Here is a 21,158-nt window from a genome sequence, read left to right as displayed (position 1 = left end):
TAACCGATCACAAGGTGGCCGGGAGATTGCGATCGAGCAGAACCACGCCCTGCTGGAATAGCCGATTGCTGCTTTCGGTATCACCCAGCTGAGCCAGCAGCCGCGCCAGCTCGGCACAGGTTTCCGGACGATGATCGAAGCGCAGACTCGCTTCCAGGTAATCACGCGCCTTGCCCCACAGCTCGTTGCGCAGGCTGATCCGCCCCAGCGCCAGCAGCAGCACCGGGTTCTGCGGATGATCCTTGAGCCAGCCTTCGGCGTGTGCGAGCTGGCGCGCCGGATCGCGACCCTGCACCCTTCCATAGCGTTCGACCAGGCGATCATCGAGCTGGCGTTTGATCGCCGTGTAGAGCACCTCTTCGGCCTTCGCCTGGGCGCCGAGACGAGCGAGCCCGTCAGCATAGCCGCGCACCACCAATGGCTCGGCGCGCAGCGCGCTGGGCACGGTCTGCCAGCGCTGGTTCAGTGCTTCGAGACTGGTCTCGGCAGGCAGGTCGGAGGGCTGACCGGCCTGCTCCACCGCGGCAGTCCAGGCCAGCACTTCCAGCTCGTTCAGGCGTGCCGGTGGCAGCACGCGGTGCTTGCGCAGCTCCGGCAGCAACCGGCACAGCGCCGACCAGTCCTCCAGCTGCACGTAGAGTTGCTGGAGCAAGGTAAGAACGTAAGGGTGACGCGGATGGTCGTTTTGCAGTTCACCAAGCGATGCGCGCGCCTCGACATACTGGCCGCGGGCGATCTGCAGCTGCGCCTGCGTCAGGCCGATCGCCAGCGCCGCCTCGGGCTCGCGCTCGCGCGCCTTCTGCAGCAGCTCGTCGCTCTGCGCATATTCACCCAGCTCATTGGCTGCGCGCGCAGCACCCAGGTAATGCACCAGCGGCTGCTGATCCTTTTCTGCCGCCAGCTGCAGATGCCCCAGCGCCGGCGCCCACTGCCCCTCGGCAAGCTCGCGCAGCCCGCGGCGAGAAGCCTTCTCCACCCGCCGGGCGCGGTGCCGGCGCGACCAGGGGTTAACCAGCGCCCCGGAGACCTGCAGCAGCCCGAGTAACCAGTGCACCAGCATGGCCACCAGCCAGAGGCAGGCGACCAGGGCGAGGAATACCCAGAAGCTGGATTCGTAGCGGAACTGGTCGTAGGTGATCAGCACGTAGCCGGCACTCTGGCTGATTGCCCAGCCGAGAAAGCCCGCGATCGCCAGCAGAAGGATGAATACAAGAGCCAGACGTTTCATGTGCGCTGAGCCTCCTGCGCCTCATCCTCGGCCTCCGGCTGAGCCGGCGAATCTGAGGATTCAGACGATTCCGGCGCTTGCGCCTCATCGCCGCGCTCACGCTTCTGCACGTAGCCCTGCAGCGCCTGCAATGCTGGCGCGAGATCAGGCAGGGTCACCTCCACCTCGCGCCGTGACAGCTCGTCGAGACGCTTGCGCAGGCCACTCGCCTGGCCATTGTCTTCGCTGAAGTGATCCTTGAGCACAGAGCTGGCCTGCTCCAGCGACTGCCGGTAGACCTCGGCATTGCCATTGAGCACCGCCCACTGGGCCTGCTCGATGGCCAGCGAAAGGGCCAATCGCACCTGCCCCAGGGTCTGCCCGGCGAGCAGCGGCTTGACGTCGCCACTGGCATCGAACTCCACACGCACATAGCGCGTCAGCTCGTTCAGCCAGCGCTGCCAGCGGCTGTCCTGCGCGCTTTCCGACTGCGCCTCGCCATTGACGAACTCCGGCGCCAGCGCGCTGAGCTGAGCGGTCTGCCCGCGCAAGGCGCCGAGCTGCAGAAACAGCCCGGTGCGATCGAGCTCCGGCAGGCTGCGCAGGGCCTCGAGCCCTTCCAGCAGTTTCTGCCGCGTGCTGTAAGCACCGGGATCGTCCTGTTTCTGCAGAATCAGGTCAGCTTCGTGCACCAGCATCTCGGCGCTGTTCACGTCCTGCATGGCCGAGAGCTGCAGCATCGCCATGCGCAGCAGGTGTTCGGCCTCGGCCAGGCGCCACTCTTCGCGACTGGCACCGAGCACCTGCTCGACACGCCCGGAAAGGCGCTGTTGATCGCTCTGCAATGTCGCCAGCAAGCGCCGCCGCTCCTCCAGCTCGCTAGCCGAAGGCAGCTGCTCCAGCCGGCCCAGACGTGCCGCCAGCTCACGCTCACGCTCGGCCAGCTGGCGAGTCTTCTCATCGGCACTCTGCAGGGCTTCGAGCTGACGATCCTCGTCGGCGCCAAGCTGCTGCAGCTGCCAGACGCCATAGCCGCCAAGCGCCACACCGCCCAGCCCGACCAGCAGCGCCAGAGCCGCAAGAGACTTCCCGCCACCGCTGGACGCCGGCCTGGATGGCACAGGCTTGGCGGGTTTGACCGGATCAACAGCGGGGGTCGGCTCACTGGCGGGGGGTTGCAGCGGTTCTTTCTTGGAATCTGCTTCGCTCACGTTTCCATCCTTTGCTTCAGGAGGCAGGCACCGCGGTTTCCCGCAACGCCGCCAGCAAGGCCGCGACGCTGGCGCCACGGCAATCCACAATTCGTTTGGCGCCCAACTGCCGAGCCATCTCCGCTACCCGCGGACTGGGTACGAACAAGGGTAGCTCAAGCATTTCGGGCCAGGTATCGGCCGCCAGCTCACGCAGCGACAGCAAACCCTGCCCACTGCTGACCACCAGGCCGTTGAGCCGTTCCGAGCGGAGCGTGGCGGCGAGTGTTCCCGCGAGGTAATCGGGAAGGTAGCGCCGGTACAGCTCGAGGATATCCACCTGCACCCCGCGCGCGCGCAATGTCTCGGCGAGCAGCTCGCGGCCGCCCTCCCCACGCAGGATCAGCACCTTCGGATCGGGTCGGGCCAACGCCTCACCGAGCCGCGGCAGCGCCAGCAGCGCCTCGCTGTCGTCGCCGCGCTCCGGCCAGCTGGCGTCCAGTCCGTAGTCGGCGAGTATCGCGCCGGTAGCGGCACCGACGCTGAACCAGGCTGGGCCGAGCGGAGGTTGCGGCCAATAGCGATCGAGTAGCTCGATACCCAGCCGGGCCGCCGGCTTGCTGACCACAATGACCGCGCAGTAGCGATCCAGCTCGAGAACCGTCGCGCGCTGCTCGGCGGTTTCCGGCAAGGGTTCGATCGCAAGCAGCGGCAGGCTGGCACTGTGAATCCCGGCTTCAGCCAGTACGTCCGCAACCGCGCCGCACTCCTCGGCCGGCCGGGTCAGCAGCAGGCGCCAGCCGGTCACGCGTGACCAGCCTCGCCGTAGACTGCCTGGAGAATCTGCTCCGCGCCCTGATCCAGCAGCGCTTCGGCAACCTGCACACCCAACGCCTCGGCATCGGCGGCGGGCGCACGGCCCTCGGCGCGCAGCAGCACGGTGCCGTCCGGCTGGCCGACCAATCCGCGCAACCACAGCTGGTCGCCTTCGAGCACCGCGTAACAGGCGATCGGCACCTGGCAGCCGCCGTTCAAGCGCTTGTTCAAGGCGCGCTCGGCGACGACACGTGTCGCGGTCGGCGCGTGGTTCAGGCATTCCAGCAGCGCATGCAGTTCGCTGTCGGTGGTACGGCATTCGATGCCGACTGCACCCTGACCGCCGGCCGGCAGGCTCTCGTCGACGCTGATGCTGGAGCGGATGCGTTCACCGAAGCCAAGGCGGATCAGCCCGGCGGCAGCGAGGATGATGGCGTCGTACTCGCCAGCATCGAGCTTGGCCAGTCGGGTGTTAACGTTTCCGCGCAGGAACTGGATCTTCAGGTCCGGTCGACGCGCCAGCAGCTGGGCCTGACGGCGCAGCGACGAGGTGCCGACCACACTGCCGGGCGGCAGCGCATCGAGGTCGTCGAAATGATTGGAGACGAAGGCGTCGCGCGGGTCTTCACGCTCGCAGATGCAGTACAGGCCCAGCCCTTCGGGAAACTCCATCGGCACATCCTTCATGGAGTGCACGGCGATGTCCGCTTCGTTCTCCATCAGCGCTGTTTCCAGCTCCTTGACGAACAGGCCCTTGCCGCCGATCTTCGCCAGCGGCGCGTCAAGCAGCTTGTCGCCGCGGCTGACCATCGGCACCAGGCTGACCTTCAGCCCTGGGTGCGACGCCTCCAGGCGCGCCTTGACGTATTCGGCCTGCCACAGGGCCAGGGCACTCTTGCGGGTAGCGATGCGAATTTCGCGAGACATGGGCAATTCCAGAACAGTGAATTGCCGGCGATGATAACAGGCCGGACAACCAGCCTGGGTTGGCCGGAATCAAGTAAAAGGTGGTGTCACGCCACCGCGCCGGCGCCCGCCAGCTGCACGAGCTGACGGCCTCCAACGCAGCGAACCGTACTGGTTCAGAGGTTCTGCATCAGCTTGCGCACACCGGCCACATGGCGACGGCTCACCGTCAGCGCCTCACCCTCGAGCCCCTTGAGGAACAGCTGGAAATGCCCGAGCGGCGTGCGCTGCAGGCGCTCGATACGATCACGGAACACCAGCGCGTTGCGGTGAATACGCACGAAGCGCTCGCCGAACTCGTCTTCCAGAGACTTCAACGGCTCGTCCAGCAGCACCTCGCCACCGATATGGCGCAGGGTGACGTACTTGTGGTCGGCGATGAAGTAGATCACGTGGTCCAGCGGAATCAGCTCGATGCCCTTGCGGGTACGCGCGCTGATGTGGGTGCGAGGCCCGGCACCGGAAACCGCTGCCGGCCGGGTCAACGCAGCGAGCTGCACTCGGTTCGGCCGTTCCGCCTTCTTCAAGGCCTCGGTGAGGTGTTCCGGGCGCACCGGCTTGACCAGATAGCCAACCGCGCTGACCTGGAAAGCCTCCAGAGCAAATTCATCATGGGCAGTACAAAAGATCACGGCAGGCGGCGCATCCGTCTCGCAAAGCCTGGCTGCAACCTGCAGGCCATCTAGCCCCGGCATGCGGATATCCAGCAGCACGACATCAGGGCGCAGTTCCTCGATCAGCGTCAGTGCTTCTTCGCCATTGCTGGCAGCGGGCTCGAGGACACGATAGCCGTCGAGGTCACCTACCAGTCGGCTGAGGCGCTCGCGGGCTAGAGGTTCGTCATCGACAATCAGGACATTCATATAGATCTGGCTTCCTGCGTTTGTCTCGCACATGGATAGCGTAGACATGTGTAATGGCGGCCTTCACGGCGCTCCACGCTGAGACTCGCTAGCGGACCGAAAAGTGCCGCTAATCGTGCGTCGATGTTCTGCAGACCCTGCCGTGTCCCGCGTGAAGCCTGCGCTTGAGCGGTTTCGTCGAAGGGGTTGCTGACCACCAACTGAAACACGCCATCGACATAATCGGCGGTTACGCTCACCACACCTCCCTCGATACGGGGCTGGATGCCATACACCAGCGCATTCTCCAGCAACGGTTGCAGCGTCAGCTGCGGAATCGGCAGATCGTCCGGTACGCCGGCGACCTGCCAGTCCATCTGTAGACGGTCGCCCAGGCGATATTGTTCGATCGACAGGTAGCGCCGCGACAACTCCAGCTCCTCGCTCCAGGCCACCAACGTGCCGGGCCGCGCCAGGCTGGCACGGAACAGGTCCGACAGATCCAGCACCGCCTGCTCGGCCTTGACCGGATCGCTGGCCACCAGTGCGGCGATGCTGTTGAGGCTGTTGAACAGGAAATGCGGACGGATGCGTGCCTGCAGCGACTCGATCCGTGCCCGCAGTTCGGCCTGCTCCTGGCGGCGCCACTGACTCTGCAGATAGAAATAGCGTAGCAACAGCCCGGACATGATCAGGCTGATCAGCGCGTGACGCAGGTAGAGATTGACCTCCCCGTCGCGCGAAAGCGGGCCGCCGAGCTGGTAGATATCGGCCACCGCGGTGCAGGCCAGGGTCAGCCCGACCACCAGCGCGCAGCAGGCCAGCCCGGCGAAGGCAGTACGCAGACGCGCCAGCACGGGCCGCAGCAGACACATGGTGCCGGCCGAGAGCAGCACGATCCACTGCACGAACAACGACGTCAGCGCCAGCCGCATCCAGTCAAAGCCAGGCTGCATCGGCTCGGCCAGCACCAGCACGAACACCAGCAACTCGGCGAGCAGGACCAGGCCAAGCAAGGCATCGGGCTGGCACAGCTCGGGGACGAAGAAGTCATCGGATACGGCAGTGGATTTCACGCGCTTCAGCCTGTGGTTTACCTGCCCGGCAGTTTCCTTGCACACCCGGTCAACGGCAAGCCGGGCGCCGGTCAGCCCAAGTGGAATAATCCGGAATTGCCAGCCAGCTCACCCTTCGCCGCCGTAGCGGCGACGTCCCCGACAGCGGCACCATCCCTGTTATCATCGCCGCCTTTCCTCAGCCTTCGGATTTCAGCGAGCGCATACATGAGCACCGACAAGACCAACCAGTCCTGGGGCGGCCGTTTCAGCGAGCCCGTCGACGCCTTCGTCGCCCGATTCACCGCCTCCGTCGAGTTCGACAAGCGCCTCTACCGCCACGACATCATGGGTTCGATCGCCCATGCGACGATGCTGGAAAAAGCCGGCGTGCTGAACGCCGATGAGCGTGACCAGATCATCGCCAATCTGAAAGACATCCAGGGCGAAATCGAAGCCGGCACCTTCGACTGGCGCGTCGACCTGGAAGACGTGCACATGAACATCGAAGCACGCCTGACCGACCGCATCGGAGTGACCGGCAAGAAGCTGCACACCGGCCGCTCGCGCAACGACCAGGTCGCCACCGACATCCGCCTGTGGCTGCGTGACGAAATCGACCTGATCCTCGGCGAAATCAGCCGTCTTCAAGAAGGCCTTCTGGGTCTGGCGGAAGCCGAAGCGGACACCATCATGCCCGGCTTCACCCACCTGCAGACCGCGCAGCCGGTGACCTTCGGCCACCATCTGCTGGCCTGGTTCGAGATGCTCAGCCGCGACTACGAGCGCCTGGTCGACTGCCGCAAGCGCACCAACCGCATGCCGCTCGGTTCGGCCGCGCTGGCCGGCACCACCTACCCGATCCAGCGGGAGATCACCTGCGAACTGCTGGGTTTCGAGGCCATTTCCGGCAACTCGCTGGATGGCGTCTCGGATCGTGACTTCACCATCGAATTCTGCGCCGCTGCCTCGGTGGCGATGATGCACCTGTCGCGCTTCTCCGAAGAGCTGGTGCTCTGGACCAGCGCGCAGTTCCAGTTCATCGACCTGCCCGACCGTTTCTGCACCGGCTCCTCGATCATGCCGCAGAAGAAGAACCCGGACGTACCCGAGCTGGTACGCGGCAAGACCGGCCGCGTATTCGGCGCGCTGGCAGGCCTCCTGGTGCTGATGAAGGGCCAGCCGCTGGCCTACAACAAGGACAATCAGGAAGACAAGGAACCGCTGTTCGACGCCGCCGACACCCTGCGCGACAGTCTGCGCGCCTTTGCCGACATGGTTCCGGCGATCAAACCCAAGCGCGAAATCATGCGCGAAGCGGCGCTGCGTGGCTTCTCCACCGCGACGGATCTCGCCGATTACCTGGTGCGCAAGGGCCTGCCCTTCCGCGACTGCCACGAGATCGTCGGCCACGCGGTGAAGTACGGCGTGCAGACTGGCAAGGACCTGGCCGAGATGAGCCTCGACGAGCTGCGCCAGTTCAGCGACCAGATCACTGACGACGTGTTCGCCGTGCTGACCCTGGAAGGCTCGGTCAACGCCCGCGACCATATCGGCGGCACCGCGCCGAACCAGGTGCGCGCCGCGGTGGCTCGTGGCAAGAATCTGCTGGCGACTAGATGATCACGTCTGGCCGCCGTATTTCGGTGGTCGGCTGTTCAGGTACCGGCAAGACCATGCTGTCGCGCCGTCTGGCGCAGCAGCTCGGTTATCGCCATATCGAGCTGGATGCCCTGTTCCATCAACCGGGCTGGCAGCCGTTGCCCACCGAGCAGTTTCAGCAGGCGACCCGTGATGCGCTGCAGGGCGACGGCTGGGTCGCAGAAGGCAATTATTCGGCGGTGCGCCCGTTGGTGCGAGAGCGCTCGGACATGGTGATCTGGCTGGATCTGCCACGCTACAAGGTAATGCGCCAGGTCATCTGGCGCACCCTGCGACGCCTGGCCTGCCGTGAGGAGTTGTGGAATGGCAACCGCGAGCGCTGGAGCAATTTATTCAAATTGAACCCACGCCAATCCATCCTGGCTTGGTCGTGGACCCGCCACCCGGTTTACCGGCAGCGCTACGCCGAGGAAATGCGTAACGCACCGCCATCCTGCCGATACCTACGACTGGACTCACGGCAGGCCATCAACGCCTTTCTGGCGAACTGTCGTCCCGTTAAACCTTATTGAGGGCCTGCCTGTAATGTCTCTGCACATTCGCCCCGCAGTTCGCGAAGACGCCGCGCTGATCCTGCGCTTTATCACCGACCTGGCCATCTACGAAAAGGCCGAGCACGAGGTCACGAGCGACGTCGCCGGCATAGAGAATAGCCTGTTCGCCGACGGCAGCACCGCCCATGGCCTGATCTGCGAGCTGGACGGCGAGCCGATCGGTTATGCGGTGTATTTCTTCAACTACTCGACCTGGCTGGGCAAGCACGGCCTGTATCTGGAAGACCTTTACGTCACCCCGCAGCAGCGTGGCGTCGGTGCCGGCAAGGCGTTGCTGCGTCATCTGGCCAAACTGGCGGTGGCACGCGGCTGCGGGCGCTTCGAGTGGTCGGTGCTGGACTGGAATCAGCAAGCCATCGACTTCTACGAATCCATCGGCGCCCGGCCGCAGAGCGAGTGGATCGGCTACCGCCTTGCCGGCAACGCACTGTCAGAGTTCGCGGCAGGTTGAGCAATCGTTCCAGCACGCCTGCGCCACCCGCCGCGATGCCGCCGCGAAAAGCGCGCCTGCCCTTTGCCAATGCCTGGTTCTTCCCGGCTGCCGCGCTCTACGCGGCACTGATTCTGCCGTATTCGGTACTGGCACTACTTGGCCTGCTTCCCGCGTTGCCCGGGCTCGCCACATCCGCCGGTCACGCCCACGAAATGCTCTTCGGCTTCGCCCTGGCGGTGATCGCCGGCTACCTGCTCGGCCCGCAGCGACTGCGCTTTACCCTGGCGCTGCTCGGCTGCTGGGCGCTGGCACGACTGAGCTTCCTGCTGTGGCCGGGCTCGTGGCTGGCGCTGATCTGCGCCGCCGCCTTTGCCACCGGCCTTGCCTGGAAAGTGCTGCCGCGCTTTCTCGGCGCCGCGAAGAAATGGCGTAACCAAAGCGTCGCACCCGTGGTCGCTGGGCTGAGTCTGCTCAGCGCCATCGCCAGCGGCGGCTTTGGAGCTAGCTACGACCGCCTCATGCTGGAGGAGGCGCTGCTATTGCTCGCCACCCTGATGTTCTTCATGGGCGGACGGATCATCGCGCCAGCCATCGCCGGTTACGCGCAGAGCCGGGGATGGCGACTGGATGCGCGGGTGCAGCCGCAGATCGAAGGCGCCGCGCTGATCCTGCTCGGCCTCGCCCTGCTGTTGAATCTCCTGCCCTGGCCGCTCACGCGGCAACTCACCGGCGCCGTACTGGTCGCCGCTGCCGTACTCACGACGATCCGCCTAATGCGCTGGCAACCCTGGCGCTGCGCAAGTCCGGAGTTGCTGACGCTGCTGCTCGGCTATGCCTGGCTCGCCATTGGCCTGCTATTGCTTGGCGTGGGTACGCTGCTACCGGCGCTGCCATTGAACGCAACGCTGCACGCCTTGACCGTCGGCGCGCTGGGCAGCCTGACTTTCGCGGTCATGGCCCGCACGCGACTGATCTACCGTTTCCGCGATCCCGCGGCGCAGCCCTGGATACAGGGCGTGGCGTTGCTGATCCCCCTGGCGGCGCTGGCTCGCGTGCTGCCCGCCCTGCTGAGTCAGCCTCACCCAGCCTGGCTGCTGCTCGCTGCCGGTTGTTGGTCGCTGGCCTTTCTGGCGCTGACCTTGCTGCTCTGGCGTTGTCGCGACGCGCACGCGGACAGCCCTCGCGGCAACGCTGACAACTGAGTCATCAACCGGAACTCTCGCGCATTACGCTTGACCTACATGCAACCGCCGGCGACTCCTCCCATGTCCGCCGCCGCATTCGCCGAGGCCTGCATGACCGACCTGCGCACCCTGCTGCTGAACCAGGACACCCAGGGCGCCGAGCTCTTCGACTCGCCCAAGGAACGCCTGATCTTCTACCGCTCCGAAATCCATTTCGAATCTTCCCTGCTGGCCGAACGCACCAGCGCCTACCTGTCGTCGCAGTCGTTCCTGATGATTGCCTTTGCCTCGTCGATGGCCAACAGCAACCCTGAATGGGGCGAGCTGTTCCGCCTGGTGGTGCCGGCGATTCTCTCGGTACTCGGCCTGATCACATCGCTGCACGCGATGCCCGGTATCAAGTCCAATTTCGACGTCATCGAGCGCTGGCATCAGAAACAGTCCGAACTGCTGCAGCTCGAAGGCCGCGTCGGTATGCTGCCGAACAACGAATCGGCGCTGTTCGGCGAAGGCAGCAGCCCAGTCGGCGGGCCTCGCTACAAGCGCACCCTGCTGTTCTCGCTGCGCACGCCGATCATCTTCTCGCTGGTCTGGAGCGCATTCGGCCTGCTCTGCCTGGCCCTGAGCCTGATGGACTGACGCACCGCACACCGCCGCATTGCCCCACGCGGCAGCAGATGCTTAGCTGGACGCATCCGTATGGAGGAACCCCATGTCCGATTCAGACCGCCCCCGCTATCGCGTCGATGCTGATCGCCAGGCCGCCCAACGCCGGGTACGCTACGTCGAAACCAACCGCCCGGATGACGGCAGCTGCACGATATGCCAGCTGGACGAAGAAAACCCGGCACCGCTCGACGAGACCCCCGCCATGGCGCAAGAAAACCCCAGTAACGATGAAGATGAAGCCTTCGCCGAGTCGATCCTGATCCAGGCGATCGAGAACCAACTTGAAGCCGGCGAGCCCGCGGCTACCCAGGCCACGCTTAACAAGCTCACCCTGGTCGGCTACGAGCGGGACGAATGCCTGCAGATGATGGCGCTGGTCCTGGCCCATGAGATCCGCACGATGCTCAGTGAAGACCGCCCTTTCGACGGTGCCGCCTACGAGGCCATGCTGCGCAAGCTGCCGGAACTGCCGGAAGCATCCGAATAGGATCTGGATCAAGGCAGGGCCACCGACAGCATCTACACTCAGCAAACAGGGCATGAGCCCACCATCCGAGGAGCGAGCATGTCGTACACCCCTGAGCTGGTTGCTGAACTGGACGTACTCCGACAGTTCAATCTGGAAAATCTGCAGGAAGGGCTGAAGGTGCATCACGAAGCCAGCCCCGCCACCATCGCCGCTTTTGGCCGCCTCCACGCCAAGGGCCTGATCACCCAGGCCGACGGCGGTTACCTCACCAGCCTTGGCCGCGACGCGGCCGAACAGGCGCAAACGCTGCATACCATCCTCTCGGAAACCGTCACGGCCTGACATCGCCATGCCGTTCCGCTTCACCAGTCCAGGGCACGGATGACGCCGGCCCTGGCCGTTGGTCGCTCACTGCAGGCAAACTTGCGCCGCGCCTCAAGCCGCACGCCGATTGGCCGATGAACAGGGGTTAGCCTCGCCTGCACGAACCACAATGACCCGCACCCAGCACATCCACCCGATTCTCGAAGAAGGCATCGACCGCAAGGTGCTGACCACGCTGCGGGCGCGCTTTCTCGCGGTCAACTCCGCACGCCTGGAGCGCGCCCTGCAGGCCATGTCGACGCGCCAGCAGCAGGTACTCAAGCTGCTGCCGCTGCTGTTTCACGTCAACCATCCGATTCTCCCCGGCTATGTCTCGGCGACTACCCCTGCCGGACTCGCGCACTTCGTTCCGGACGCCGAACAGCTCGCCGAAGCACAGCGCCTGAGCCGCTCGTTCGCCTACAAGCCGGCGCGCGGAAAACTGCCGCAGCCGATACTCGGCCTGTTCCTCATGGGCAGCCTCGGCACCGTGGCGCAGGACGAGCACAGCGATCTGGACGTGTGGGTCTGCCACGATCCCGCCCTGGACGCCGGCCAGATCGAGGAACTGCGCCGCAAGTGCGAACTGCTGCAAGCCTGGGCGGCGAGCCAGGGCAGCGAAGCGCACTTCTTTCTGGTCGATCCGCAGCGCTTCAATCAGGGTCAGCGCGAAGCCAGGTTGACCTCCGATGACTGCGGCACCACCCAGCACTACCTGCTGCTCGACGAGTTCTACCGCACGGCACTCTGGCTCGGCGGGCGAATCCCGCTCTGGTGGCTGGTGCCGGACTACGAGGAGCACCGCTACGACGAATATGTGGCGACGCTGCTGGCCAAGCGTTTCGTGCGCGCAGACGAAGTGCTCGACCTCGGCCACCTGGGCCAGGTGCCGCCCGGCGAGTTCGTCGGCGCCGGACTCTGGCAGCTCTACAAGGCCATAGCCTCGCCCTACAAATCGCTGTTCAAGCTGCTGCTGGTGGAGGTCTACGCCAGCCAGTATCCGCAGCTGCGCTGCCTGGCGCTGGACTTCAAACAGGCCATCTATCAAGGGCGGATCGAACTGAACGAGCTCGACCCGTATATCGCCGCCTACCTTGCCATCGAGCGTTACCTCGGCGCGCGCGGCGACCACGAACGCCTGGAGCTGGCGCGGCGCTGCCTGTACCTGAAGATCAATCGACCGCTGAGCCGGCCGCCGGTCAACCGCAACAAGAGCTGGCAGCGCAGCCTGCTCGAGCGGCTGACCCACGACTGGCATTGGGACGAGCGGCAGTTCGCACTGCTCGACAACCGTGGCCACTGGAAAGTGCGGCAGGTCAGCCAGGAACGTCGCGTGCTAGTCAACGAACTGACCTACGGCTATCGCTTTCTCAGCGACTTCACCCGACGCCTTCAGGCCACCAGCCCGCTCAGCAGTCGCGACCTCGGCGTGCTGGGTCGTCGCCTGTACGCAGCGATCGAACGCAAGGCCGGCAAGGTCGAGGTGGTCAATCTTGGTATCTCGCCGGATATGGCTGAACACAGCCTGACCCTGGTGCACGATTACGACGCTGCGGGCGACGTGCGCTGGTCGCTCTATCAGGGCCAGCTCACCGCGCCGGAACTGAGCAATTTCGCCCCATTGAAGCGCTCTCGCGAGCTGGTCGCGCTGCTGGCCTGGTGTCACCGCAACGGCGTGGTGGATGTCAGCACCCACCTGTCGCTGTTCCCTGGCGACAGCGGCCTGAGCGAAGCGGAACTGTTCGCCCTGTTCAGCGACCTGCGCCGTGCGCTGCCGATGCCGCTATGCCCGGTGGACGAAGAAGCGCTACTGGCCGCGAGCAAACCAAGCCGGGTGCTGCTGCTGATCAACATCGGCCTGGACCCCACCCAGCAAGCCCCGACAGCATCTGCCATCGGCGAGCAGTCGGTGCTGAACGCGGCGCCGGAAAGCCTGGTGCTGAGCGTGGATCAGGTCACGCTCAACAGCTGGAACGAGATGCTGGTGACCCGCTACGAAGGGCCGAAGGCGCTGCCACTGTGCCTGCGCGATTATCTGGATAGCCTCGAGCGGGTCGTGCAGGCACCGCAGCTGCAGGTCTTCTGCTTCGCCCGCAATCGCGGACAGGCCATCGCGCGGCGAGTCGAGCAGATATTCGAGGATGCCCGCCAGAGCCTTGCCAGCGTCGCTCATGGACGCTACCTGCTTCAGGTTCGCCAGCATTTCCACATGCTGCAGCGCGAGGCGAACGCGCTGCGTCTCACCCATCTGAGCGATCGCGCCGCACTGCTCGAACACCTTGGCGAGGCTCACCACGCCTACAGCCCGTTCCGGCTCGATCGTGCGGCGCTGGACGGTGACGATCTGGCGCTGATTCTTGCGCAAGGCCGCCCGGGATGCCTGCAGGTGTTCTACCGCACGGCCGGGGAAATCGCCGAACTCAGCGTACTCGATGAATGCAATGCCCTCTGGCGCCAGCAGCTGCCCTATCGCGACGAGCGCACCCTGCTGCGCCCGCTGATGCGCTTTCTCGAGTCAATGCTGTATCGGCGTAACGCGCAGCAGCCCGGACAAAGCCAGGAGCTGGTCGACCCGGCGATCCTCTTCTACCGCATTCAACCCGGACAAGGCGCCCGACCGGCACAACTGGAACGAAGACCGGCGCCCCAGGGCGAGGTCAACGATCCGTTCTACGACGTGCAGGCGATTGTCGAGGCGGGCGAAAACGGTCGCTCGCAGGTCACCCTGTACTGTAACCATCAGGAGTTTTCCGGCCTGGAATATGGTGCCGAGCTGTTCGCCGCCGTGACACGCACGATCATTTCCCGGCGCCGCGACGGTGAACGCTACCCCTGCTACATCACCGACCTCGACCTCACTGGCCTGCACGGCAGCGGACGCAGCCAGACTGTGCAACACCTACGCTACAAGGCGCGCCTGGAGGCGGCGCTGAACGCGGCAATGGAGTCATAAGAGGGCGCTGACGGGGCTTCAGTCAGCGTCTCGACGAGGTTCCGGCCTGGCGAACCAGCTGCATTGCGCAGTGGCTATCCAACGCTTTTCGCGCCAACAAAGGCAGAGCTGCGGAAAGCTGCTACCAGCCCGATCGCAGCGGCGGCCAGGCTGATCATCTCGCAAGCGTCGCCCGTCAGAACGGATCGCCTGCCGCTTCGGGCTGGTATTCGATCGCGAGCAGGGTGAGCTTGATCATCTTGCCGGATGGAGTCGGCCAGTCGATGTGCTGGCCTACACTCATGCCCAGCAGCGCCGTACCGACCGGTGCGAGGACGGACACGGTGCCTTCCTTGCCGGCGTCGTGGGGATAGACCAGCGTCAGGTGGTAGTCCTTGCCCGTGCCTTCGTCGCGGCAGTGCACGCGCGAATTCATGGTCACGACGCCCGCAGGCATCTCGCTGCGTTCCACGATCTGCGCCCGCGACAGTTCCTGCTCGAGCGCTTCGGCGGCCGGACCGTAGTCGTCCAGACTGTCGAGCAGCCGCTCAAGGCGCTGCAGATCGAGTTGGGTAAGGATGATCGGCGGTGCACTGGTCATGGGTTCTGGCAAGCTCCTGCGAAAAAATAAAACACGAAAAAAGCAAAACCCCGCCCGAAGGCGGGGTTTTGTTGACCTGCGAAGACACTATCACAGCAGCCCGAATAAGCAAGGCCCCCACCGGCAGCGCCCGGCTCGCGGGGGCTGCACGCAGATTGCGTCAGATATCCTCGAATTCCAGCGCTTCGCCGCCCTGCTCCAGCGTCACCCGCGAGAGCAGCTCTCCGAGGCGCTCGCCGCTTGCATCGCACAGCCACAGCTGGCTGCCTTCGTCGTAGTCGAAATGAAAGCCGCCGGAGCGCGCCGCGACCCACAGCTGGCGCAACGCGGGCTGGCGGCTGAGGATCAGCTGACTGCCGTTATCGAAGCGCACTGTCAGCACACCACCGGAGTTCTCCAGGTCGACGTCCAGACTGGTGTCATCGAATACGTCCTCGACGCTCTCCTGCACAGCATCGACCAGATCGTGATAACGGGCTTCGCTCAGGCTCATGCAACACTTCCTCGAATTGTTCTGCACGCGACGCGGGCCGCATGCGATGGCGGCGAGCTTAGCAGGGCGCAGCCGGATCAAGCGAGCCGCCCGCCAGCACGGCCGCCGTGTGACGTGCTGCTCGCATAGGCAATCCGCCGGGTGCTGGGTATACTCCGGCGATTAGATTTTTCAAGGATTCCAGTCCCCATGAAGCGCCTTCTGCTTCCCTTCATCGCACTCGCCGTCTTCGCTGCCGCGCTCAGCGGTTGTGGCCAGAAAGGTCCGCTGTACCTGCCGGATGACGAGAAAACCGTCAAAGAACGTTCCAAAGACCGTTTCGAACTCTAAAGGAGGCTGTTCATGGAGGCCTTCTCGTACCGCGACGGTCAACTCTTCGCGGAAGGCGTGGCACTGCCCGCACTTGCGCAACGCTTCGGCACCCCGACCTACGTCTATTCCCGCGCGCACATCGAAGCCCAGTACCGGGCGTATGCCGATGCGCTGGATGGCATGCCGCATCTGGTCTGCTTCGCCGTCAAAGCCAATTCGAACCTGGGCGTACTGAACGTTCTGGCACGTCTCGGCGCCGGTTTCGACATCGTCTCGCGCGGTGAGCTGGAGCGCGTACTGGCCGCCGGCGGACAGCCGGACCGTATCGTCTTCTCTGGCGTCGGCAAGACCCGTGACGACATGCGCCGAGCGCTGGAAGTCGGCGTGCACTGCTTCAACGTGGAATCCACCGATGAGCTGGAGCGCCTGCAGCAGGTCGCCGCCGAGCTCGGCAAAAAGGCGCCGGTGTCGCTGCGGGTCAATCCGGACGTCGATGCCGGCACCCACCCGTACATTTCTACAGGTCTCAAAGAGAACAAGTTCGGCATTGATATCGACAACGCAGAGGCGGTCTATGTCCGAGCTGCCGAGCTGCCGAACCTGGAAGTGGTCGGCGTCGATTGCCATATCGGTTCGCAGCTGACCAGCCTGCCGCCCTTCCTCGACGCGCTCGATCGCCTGCTCGCACTGACCGATCGACTCGCCGCACGCGGCATCCAGATCCGCCATCTGGACCTCGGTGGCGGCCTCGGTGTGCGTTACCGCGACGAGCAGCCACCGCTGGCCGGCGACTACATCCAGGCCGTGCGCCAGCGCATCGAAGGCCGCGGGCTGGCGTTGGTATTCGAGCCGGGCCGCTCCATCGTCGCCAACGCAGGCGTACTGCTGACCCGCGTGGAATACCTCAAGCACACCGCGCACAAGGATTTTGCCATCGTCGATGCGGCGATGAACGACCTGATCCGTCCGGCGCTGTACCAGGCGTGGATGAACGTCATCGCAGTGCAGCCCCACGAAGGCGATACGCGCCGCTACGACATCGTCGGACCGATCTGCGAGACCGGCGACTTCCTCGCCAAGGATCGTGAGCTGGCGCTGGTCGAAGGCGACCTGCTGGCGGTGTGTTCGGCCGGTGCCTACGGCTTCGTCATGAGTTCCAACTACAACACCCGTGGCCGCGCCGCCGAGGTGCTGGTGGACGGTGACCAGGCGTTCGAAGTGCGCCGTCGCGAGAGCGTTCAGGAGCTATACGCCGGCGAAAGCCTGCTGCCCACTTGAGGCCAAGATCATGCTTCTGCGCTTTACCAAGATGCACGGTCTGGGCAACGACTTCATGGTCATCGACCTGGTCAGCCAGCACGCGCACATCCAGCCCAAGCACGCCAAGCAGTGGGGCGACCGTCACACCGGGGTCGGCTTCGATCAGCTGCTGATCGTCGAGCCGCCGCAGAACCCGGACGTGGATTTTCGCTACCGCATCTTCAATTCCGACGGTTCGGAAGTGGAGCAGTGCGGCAACGGTGCGCGCTGCTTCGCTCGCTTCGTGGTCGACAAGCGCCTGACCGTCAAACGCAAGATCAAGGTCGAAACCAAGGGCGGCATCATCGAACTGGATATCCGCCCTGACGGCCAGATCCGGGTCGATATGGGCCCGCCACGCCTGGTGCCAGCAGATATCCCTTTCCAGGCCGAGCAGGAAGCCCTGAGCTATCCGCTCGAAGTCGATGGCCAGCGCGTCGAGCTTGCCGCCGTATCCATGGGCAACCCCCATGCGGTGCTGCGCGTAGATTGTGTCGAGCAGGCGCCGGTGCACGAGCTGGGCCCGAAGATCGAACATCACTCGCGTTTTCCACAACGGGTCAACGTCGGCTTTTTGCAGGTCGTCGACCGCCGTCATGCGCGCCTGCGCGTATGGGAGCGCGGTGCCGGGGAAACCCAGGCCTGCGGCACCGGCGCCTGTGCGGCCGCAGTAGCCGCCATTCGCCAGGGCTGGATGGACTCGCCCGTGCAGCTCGACCTGACTGGCGGCCGTCTGTCCATCGAATGGGCAGGCCCCGGACAGCCGGTTATGATGACCGGCCCCGCCGTTCGTGTATTTGAAGGACAGGTTCGCCTATGACCGACCAGACCCAGGGCAGCACCCCGCTACCCGACGCCGAAGCCGTCGCCGCCTACCTGCGCGCCCATCCGGAATTTTTCGTCGACCACGACGAGCTGATTCCGGAGCTGCGCATCCCCCATCAACCTGGCACCGCCGTGTCGCTGGTGGAGCGCCAGGTCAAGCTGCTGCGCGAGCGCAACATCGAGATGCGCCATCGTCTTTCGCAATTGATGGACGTGGCACGCGACAACGACCGTCTGTTCGACAAAACCCGCCGCTTGGTGCTCGACCTGCTCGACGCTAGCAGCCTGGAAGAAGTCGTCAGTGCCGTGGAAGACAGCCTTCGCCATGAATTCCAGGTGCCCTACGTCAGCCTCATCCTGTTCAGTGACGCGACGCTGCCGGTAGGCCGCTGTGTCAGCACTGGCGAGGCTCAGCAGAGCATCGGTGGGCTGCTCGACGGCGGCAAGACCATCTGCGGCGTGCTGCGCCCGCATGAACTGAGCTTTCTCTTCGGCGCCGAAGACAGCGGTAGCGTTGGCTCCGCGGCAGTAGTCAGCCTGAACAATCAGCTGGGTGTACTCGCAATCGGCAGCCCGGACCCACAGCATTACAAGAGCTCGCTGGGCACCCTCTTCCTCGGCTATATCGCCGAAGTGCTGACCCGCGTATTGCCGCGCTTCGGCACGCCGCTGCGCTCGGTACGCTGAGCGCAATTGCAGACCAACGCCAAGCACCACGCACGCCTGCTCGCGGCCTGAGGCTGGAGCCTGCTTATGCAGAATGAACTCGACGCCTACTTCGAATACCTGCGCAGTGCCCGACAGCTGTCGGGCCACTCGCTGGATGGCTACCGGCGTGACCTGCACAAGCTGCTGGCCTATTGCGAGCGCGAAAACATCGGCGAATGGACCGCGCTCCAGGGCCGACACCTGCGCCAGCTGATCGGCGAGCTGCATCGCCAAGGCCAGTCCAGCCGCAGCCTGGCACGGCTGCTGTCATCGGTGCGCGGCCTCTACCGCTACTTGAATCAGGAAGGAATCTGCCAGCACGATCCGGCTACCGGTCTATCCGCGCCGAAAGGTGAACGCCGACTGCCGCGACTGCTGGATACCGACCGCGCCATGCAGCTGCTCGACGGCGGCGTGGAGGACGATTTCATCGGCCTGCGCGATCAGGCGATGCTCGAACTGTTCTACTCATCCGGCTTGCGGCTGTCGGAACTGGTCGGCCTGAACCTCGACCAGCTCGACCTGCCCGCGGGCATGGTCAGGGTGCTCGGCAAGGGCAACAAGGTGCGCGAGCTACCGGTCGGGCGCAAGGCACGCGAGGCCTTGCAAGCCTGGTTGCCAATACGTGCGCTGGCCAACCCGGCCGATGGCGCGGTATTCATTGGCCAACAGGGTCGTCGCCTCGGCGCGCGGGCCGTCCAGCTGCGGGTCCGTCAGGCCGGCGTGCGCGAGCTTGGCCAGCACCTGCATCCGCACATGTTGCGCCACAGCTTCGCCAGTCACCTGCTGGAGTCATCCCAGGACCTGCGTTCGGTGCAGGAACTGCTCGGCCACGCCGACATCGGCACCACGCAGATCTACACCCATCTGGACTTTCAGCACCTGGCCAAGGTCTACGATCAGGCGCATCCGCGCGCCAAGCGCAAGCAGGACACCGACACATGAGCATTCGCCTGATCACCTTCGACCTGGACGATACCTTCTGGGAAACCACGCCGGCCATCCAGAGCGCAGAGACCGCCCTGCGCAGCTGGCTGGGCGTGCATGCGCCGCGCCTGGGCGAATTTCCCGTCGAAGCCCTCGGCGCGATCCGCCGCATGCTGATCGAACGGGACCCGGCGCTGCGCCACCGTATCAGCGAGCTGCGCCGGCGCATCCTGCAGCATGCCCTGCAGGATGCCGGCTACCCCGCCGACGAGGCGTACGGCCTGGCCGAGCAGGCGTTCCAGGTGTTCCTCGATGCTCGTCACGAGGTGCAGATCTTCCCCGACGTGCAACCCACCCTGGAGTTCCTGGCCAATCACTACACCCTCGGCGTGATCACCAACGGCAACGCGGATGTGCGCCGCCTGGGCCTGGCGGACTACTTCCAGTTCACCCTGTGCGCTGAGGATCTGGGCGTCGGCAAACCGGATCCGCATCCATTCCAGCAGGCCCTGCGCCTGGGTGATGCGCGCCCGGAACAGGCGGTGCACATCGGCGACCATGCCCTGGACGACATCGCCGGCGCACAGCAGGCCGGGCTACGCGCGGTGTGGTTCAACCCGAAGCGGATCGCCTGGGCGCACGACTACCAGCCCGACGCCGAGATCCAGCGCCTGGCCGACCTGCCCAAGCTGCTGCTCGCCTGGCGCGACAACTGAGCCACCGCCAGCGCGCCGCTGAAACGAAGAAGCCCGCTCAATAGCGGGCTTCTTCGTGATCCGTGCAGCTCAGATAGGACGACTGCCGTACTTGCTATCCGGCTTCTTCGGCGGGTCGGCGACCACATTGGGTTCGACCTCCTGAACGCGGCCGCCACGTGCCAGGAACTCTTCTATGGCCCGCGCCAGCGCTTCGCGCTCCTTCTGCTTGGCTTCCAGGCTCGGCAGCTCGTCCGGCTCGGCGGACTTGGCCTTGGCCTTCTTGGTCGGGGTGGCCCGCTCGCTGTCGGTGCCCTCCTCGTCGTGGCTGTCGTCGCCGTCATCGGCAGCGTTCAGCTCCTCCCCTTCCTCCTCGTCGCCCACTTCCAGATCGTCTTGTTCTAGTTCTTCGTCGCTCATGTTCTACCTCATGGCTTGCCAAAGCGGAGTAAGTTATAGCCCAGCGATGCGGAATGACCGACATCACCAAAAAAAATTCAACTTGCCGTCCCGTGCAGCGTTGCCACTATCTGCCGCGCGCCACCCTGGTCGCGGTGCTCTCCGAGATAGACGCCCTGCCAAGTCCCCAGTGCCAGGCACCCCGCGCTTACCGGCAGGCTCAGCTGGCAGCCGAGCAGGCTGGCCTTGAAGTGTGCCGGCAAGTCGTCCGGCCCTTCGTAGTCATGCTCGTAACCGTCCTCGCCCTGCGGCACCAGACGATTGAAGAACCGTTCGAAATCGCGTCGTACCGCTGAGTCGGCATTCTCGTTGATCGTCAGCGAGGCCGAGGTATGCCGCAGCCACAGGTGTAACAGACCGACCTGACATTGCCGCAGTTCCGGCAGCGCGGCGAGCAGCTCGTCGGTGATCAGATGAAAACCGCGTGGGCGCGCGCGCAAGGTGATCAGGGTCTGTTGCCACATGTGCAGCACTCATGTTCGACGGCTGGTCGCGCG

The 21,158-nt window shown here is 64.8% G+C and carries 24 protein-coding genes; 14 read left to right on the top strand and 10 right to left on the bottom strand.

What is annotated here, in order from left to right; genetic code table 11:
- Window positions 1-7: 7 nt before the first annotated feature.
- The 6 genes from RT582_RS01350 to RT582_RS01325 form a co-directional block, all read right to left on the bottom strand.
- Window positions 8-1,228, bottom strand: a complete 1,221-nt coding sequence (locus RT582_RS01350) for a heme biosynthesis HemY N-terminal domain-containing protein (protein ID WP_312965416.1) — start codon at window positions 1,226-1,228, stop codon at window positions 8-10.
- Complete coding sequence (locus tag RT582_RS01345; protein ID WP_313476262.1) at window positions 1,225-2,418, bottom strand: uroporphyrinogen-III C-methyltransferase; 1,194 nt, start codon at window positions 2,416-2,418, stop codon at window positions 1,225-1,227. Before RT582_RS01345 ends, RT582_RS01350 begins: the two co-directional genes overlap by 4 nt.
- A 16-nt stretch (window positions 2,419-2,434) precedes the next feature.
- On the bottom strand, window positions 2,435-3,205 hold the full coding sequence (locus RT582_RS01340; RefSeq protein ID WP_044315189.1) for a uroporphyrinogen-III synthase: 771 nt from the start codon (window positions 3,203-3,205) through the stop codon (window positions 2,435-2,437).
- Window positions 3,202-4,140 carry a hydroxymethylbilane synthase gene (gene hemC / locus RT582_RS01335; RefSeq protein WP_023446096.1) on the bottom strand — a complete coding sequence of 313 codons (939 nt, stop codon included), beginning with the start codon at window positions 4,138-4,140 and terminating at the stop codon, window positions 3,202-3,204. Before hemC ends, RT582_RS01340 begins: the two co-directional genes overlap by 4 nt.
- A 155-nt stretch (window positions 4,141-4,295) precedes the next feature.
- Entirely contained in the window at window positions 4,296-5,042 is a 747-nt protein-coding gene (locus RT582_RS01330; RefSeq protein ID WP_014821750.1) for a LytR/AlgR family response regulator transcription factor, read from the bottom strand.
- Window positions 5,039-6,097, bottom strand: a complete 1,059-nt coding sequence (locus RT582_RS01325) for a sensor histidine kinase (protein WP_041015348.1) — start codon at window positions 6,095-6,097, stop codon at window positions 5,039-5,041. The genes RT582_RS01330 and RT582_RS01325 overlap by 4 nt, the downstream gene beginning before the upstream one ends.
- A 207-nt stretch (window positions 6,098-6,304) precedes the next feature.
- Here RT582_RS01325 and argH point away from each other — a divergent pair, with 207 nt between their 5' ends.
- The 8 genes from argH (at window position 6,305) to RT582_RS01285 (ending at window position 14,363) form a co-directional block, all read left to right on the top strand.
- Window positions 6,305-7,699, top strand: a complete 1,395-nt coding sequence (argH, locus tag RT582_RS01320) for an argininosuccinate lyase (protein ID WP_313476258.1) — start codon at window positions 6,305-6,307, stop codon at window positions 7,697-7,699.
- A complete protein-coding gene (locus tag RT582_RS01315; RefSeq protein WP_313476256.1) occupies window positions 7,696-8,250 on the top strand; it encodes an AAA family ATPase in 555 nt (184 codons plus the stop codon). The genes argH and RT582_RS01315 overlap by 4 nt, the downstream gene beginning before the upstream one ends.
- Before the next feature lie 13 nt (window positions 8,251-8,263).
- On the top strand, window positions 8,264-8,743 hold the full coding sequence (locus RT582_RS01310) for a GNAT family N-acetyltransferase (RefSeq protein WP_256076723.1): 480 nt from the start codon (window positions 8,264-8,266) through the stop codon (window positions 8,741-8,743).
- 35 nt (window positions 8,744-8,778) lie between these two features.
- Window positions 8,779-9,927 carry an NnrS family protein gene (locus RT582_RS01305; RefSeq protein WP_125877250.1) on the top strand — a complete coding sequence of 383 codons (1,149 nt, stop codon included), beginning with the start codon at window positions 8,779-8,781 and terminating at the stop codon, window positions 9,925-9,927.
- Window positions 9,928-10,020: 93 nt separating this feature from the next.
- Window positions 10,021-10,548, top strand: a complete 528-nt coding sequence (locus RT582_RS01300) for a hypothetical protein (protein WP_031297359.1) — start codon at window positions 10,021-10,023, stop codon at window positions 10,546-10,548.
- 73 nt (window positions 10,549-10,621) lie between these two features.
- Complete coding sequence (locus RT582_RS01295) at window positions 10,622-11,065, top strand: hypothetical protein (protein ID WP_080902106.1); 444 nt, start codon at window positions 10,622-10,624, stop codon at window positions 11,063-11,065.
- 78 nt (window positions 11,066-11,143) lie between these two features.
- Window positions 11,144-11,389, top strand: a complete 246-nt coding sequence (locus RT582_RS01290) for a TIGR02647 family protein (RefSeq protein WP_014821758.1) — start codon at window positions 11,144-11,146, stop codon at window positions 11,387-11,389.
- 151 nt (window positions 11,390-11,540) lie between these two features.
- Window positions 11,541-14,363 carry a class I adenylate cyclase gene (locus RT582_RS01285; RefSeq protein ID WP_313476253.1) on the top strand — a complete coding sequence of 941 codons (2,823 nt, stop codon included), beginning with the start codon at window positions 11,541-11,543 and terminating at the stop codon, window positions 14,361-14,363.
- A 175-nt stretch (window positions 14,364-14,538) separates the two neighbouring features.
- Here the strand turns inward: RT582_RS01285 and rnk are convergent, their stop codons facing one another.
- Both rnk and cyaY read right to left on the bottom strand, forming a co-directional pair.
- Complete coding sequence (gene rnk / locus RT582_RS01280; protein ID WP_014821760.1) at window positions 14,539-14,943, bottom strand: nucleoside diphosphate kinase regulator; 405 nt, start codon at window positions 14,941-14,943, stop codon at window positions 14,539-14,541.
- A gap of 160 nt (window positions 14,944-15,103) precedes the next feature.
- Window positions 15,104-15,436 (bottom strand): iron donor protein CyaY, encoded by a 333-nt coding sequence (cyaY, locus tag RT582_RS01275; RefSeq protein ID WP_003301128.1) that lies wholly within the window; start codon window positions 15,434-15,436, stop codon window positions 15,104-15,106.
- A gap of 189 nt (window positions 15,437-15,625) precedes the next feature.
- Here cyaY and lptM point away from each other — a divergent pair, with 189 nt between their 5' ends.
- The 6 genes from lptM to RT582_RS01245 all read left to right on the top strand — a co-directional run bounded on the left by lptM (window position 15,626) and on the right by RT582_RS01245 (window position 20,223).
- Window positions 15,626-15,766, top strand: a complete 141-nt coding sequence (gene lptM / locus RT582_RS01270; protein WP_014821761.1) for an LPS translocon maturation chaperone LptM — start codon at window positions 15,626-15,628, stop codon at window positions 15,764-15,766.
- Window positions 15,767-15,778: 12 nt separating this feature from the next.
- On the top strand, window positions 15,779-17,026 hold the full coding sequence (gene lysA / locus RT582_RS01265; RefSeq protein ID WP_313476251.1) for a diaminopimelate decarboxylase: 1,248 nt from the start codon (window positions 15,779-15,781) through the stop codon (window positions 17,024-17,026).
- Between the two features lie 10 nt (window positions 17,027-17,036).
- On the top strand, window positions 17,037-17,867 hold the full coding sequence (gene dapF / locus RT582_RS01260) for a diaminopimelate epimerase (RefSeq protein ID WP_102820685.1): 831 nt from the start codon (window positions 17,037-17,039) through the stop codon (window positions 17,865-17,867).
- On the top strand, window positions 17,864-18,559 hold the full coding sequence (locus RT582_RS01255; protein ID WP_003283418.1) for a DUF484 family protein: 696 nt from the start codon (window positions 17,864-17,866) through the stop codon (window positions 18,557-18,559). Before dapF ends, RT582_RS01255 begins: the two co-directional genes overlap by 4 nt.
- A 66-nt stretch (window positions 18,560-18,625) precedes the next feature.
- Entirely contained in the window at window positions 18,626-19,525 is a 900-nt protein-coding gene (gene xerC, locus RT582_RS01250) for a tyrosine recombinase XerC (protein ID WP_003283416.1), read from the top strand.
- Window positions 19,522-20,223, top strand: coding sequence for an HAD family hydrolase (locus RT582_RS01245; protein WP_313476250.1), 702 nt, complete (start codon window positions 19,522-19,524; stop codon window positions 20,221-20,223). Before xerC ends, RT582_RS01245 begins: the two co-directional genes overlap by 4 nt.
- A gap of 69 nt (window positions 20,224-20,292) precedes the next feature.
- Here RT582_RS01245 and sutA read toward each other — a convergent pair whose 3' ends face one another.
- The gene (sutA, locus tag RT582_RS01240) at window positions 20,293-20,622 is read right to left on the bottom strand and encodes a transcriptional regulator SutA (protein ID WP_313476249.1); all 330 of its coding nucleotides are present in this window, start codon (window positions 20,620-20,622) and stop codon (window positions 20,293-20,295) included.
- Window positions 20,623-20,699: 77 nt separating this feature from the next.
- Window positions 20,700-21,125, bottom strand: a complete 426-nt coding sequence (locus RT582_RS01235; RefSeq protein ID WP_019405713.1) for a secondary thiamine-phosphate synthase enzyme YjbQ — start codon at window positions 21,123-21,125, stop codon at window positions 20,700-20,702.
- Window positions 21,126-21,158: the final 33 nt, after the last annotated feature.

The sequence above is a fragment of the Stutzerimonas kunmingensis genome, assembly GCF_032106285.1.
Lineage (GTDB): Bacteria > Pseudomonadota > Gammaproteobacteria > Pseudomonadales > Pseudomonadaceae > Stutzerimonas > Stutzerimonas kunmingensis_B.
The sequence above is the reverse complement of the archived record's forward strand: the minus strand, read 5'-3'. Positions and strand labels throughout refer to the sequence as shown.

What these genes read in the sequence shown, in the direction of transcription:
- dapF (WP_102820685.1), top strand. Translation starts at nt 17,037, where the DNA reads ATGCTTCTGCGCTTTACCAAGATGCACGGTCTGGGCAACGACTTCATG.
- xerC (WP_003283416.1), top strand. Translation starts at nt 18,626, where the DNA reads ATGCAGAATGAACTCGACGCCTACTTCGAATACCTGCGCAGTGCCCGA.
- RT582_RS01295 (WP_080902106.1), top strand. Translation starts at nt 10,622, where the DNA reads ATGTCCGATTCAGACCGCCCCCGCTATCGCGTCGATGCTGATCGCCAG.
- RT582_RS01350 (WP_312965416.1), bottom strand. Translation starts at nt 1,228, where the DNA reads ATGAAACGTCTGGCTCTTGTATTCATCCTTCTGCTGGCGATCGCGGGC.
- RT582_RS01235 (WP_019405713.1), bottom strand. Translation starts at nt 21,125, where the DNA reads ATGTGGCAACAGACCCTGATCACCTTGCGCGCGCGCCCACGCGGTTTT.
- RT582_RS01300 (WP_031297359.1), top strand. Translation starts at nt 10,021, where the DNA reads ATGACCGACCTGCGCACCCTGCTGCTGAACCAGGACACCCAGGGCGCC.
- hemC (WP_023446096.1), bottom strand. Translation starts at nt 4,140, where the DNA reads ATGTCTCGCGAAATTCGCATCGCTACCCGCAAGAGTGCCCTGGCCCTG.
- cyaY (WP_003301128.1), bottom strand. Translation starts at nt 15,436, where the DNA reads ATGAGCCTGAGCGAAGCCCGTTATCACGATCTGGTCGATGCTGTGCAG.
- lptM (WP_014821761.1), top strand. Translation starts at nt 15,626, where the DNA reads ATGAAGCGCCTTCTGCTTCCCTTCATCGCACTCGCCGTCTTCGCTGCC.
- RT582_RS01330 (WP_014821750.1), bottom strand. Translation starts at nt 5,042, where the DNA reads ATGAATGTCCTGATTGTCGATGACGAACCTCTAGCCCGCGAGCGCCTC.
- RT582_RS01305 (WP_125877250.1), top strand. Translation starts at nt 8,779, where the DNA reads ATGCCGCCGCGAAAAGCGCGCCTGCCCTTTGCCAATGCCTGGTTCTTC.
- RT582_RS01245 (WP_313476250.1), top strand. Translation starts at nt 19,522, where the DNA reads ATGAGCATTCGCCTGATCACCTTCGACCTGGACGATACCTTCTGGGAA.
- RT582_RS01310 (WP_256076723.1), top strand. Translation starts at nt 8,264, where the DNA reads ATGTCTCTGCACATTCGCCCCGCAGTTCGCGAAGACGCCGCGCTGATC.
- argH (WP_313476258.1), top strand. Translation starts at nt 6,305, where the DNA reads ATGAGCACCGACAAGACCAACCAGTCCTGGGGCGGCCGTTTCAGCGAG.
- RT582_RS01290 (WP_014821758.1), top strand. Translation starts at nt 11,144, where the DNA reads ATGTCGTACACCCCTGAGCTGGTTGCTGAACTGGACGTACTCCGACAG.
- rnk (WP_014821760.1), bottom strand. Translation starts at nt 14,943, where the DNA reads ATGACCAGTGCACCGCCGATCATCCTTACCCAACTCGATCTGCAGCGC.
- RT582_RS01285 (WP_313476253.1), top strand. Translation starts at nt 11,541, where the DNA reads ATGACCCGCACCCAGCACATCCACCCGATTCTCGAAGAAGGCATCGAC.
- RT582_RS01255 (WP_003283418.1), top strand. Translation starts at nt 17,864, where the DNA reads ATGACCGACCAGACCCAGGGCAGCACCCCGCTACCCGACGCCGAAGCC.
- sutA (WP_313476249.1), bottom strand. Translation starts at nt 20,622, where the DNA reads ATGAGCGACGAAGAACTAGAACAAGACGATCTGGAAGTGGGCGACGAG.
- lysA (WP_313476251.1), top strand. Translation starts at nt 15,779, where the DNA reads ATGGAGGCCTTCTCGTACCGCGACGGTCAACTCTTCGCGGAAGGCGTG.
- RT582_RS01315 (WP_313476256.1), top strand. Translation starts at nt 7,696, where the DNA reads ATGATCACGTCTGGCCGCCGTATTTCGGTGGTCGGCTGTTCAGGTACC.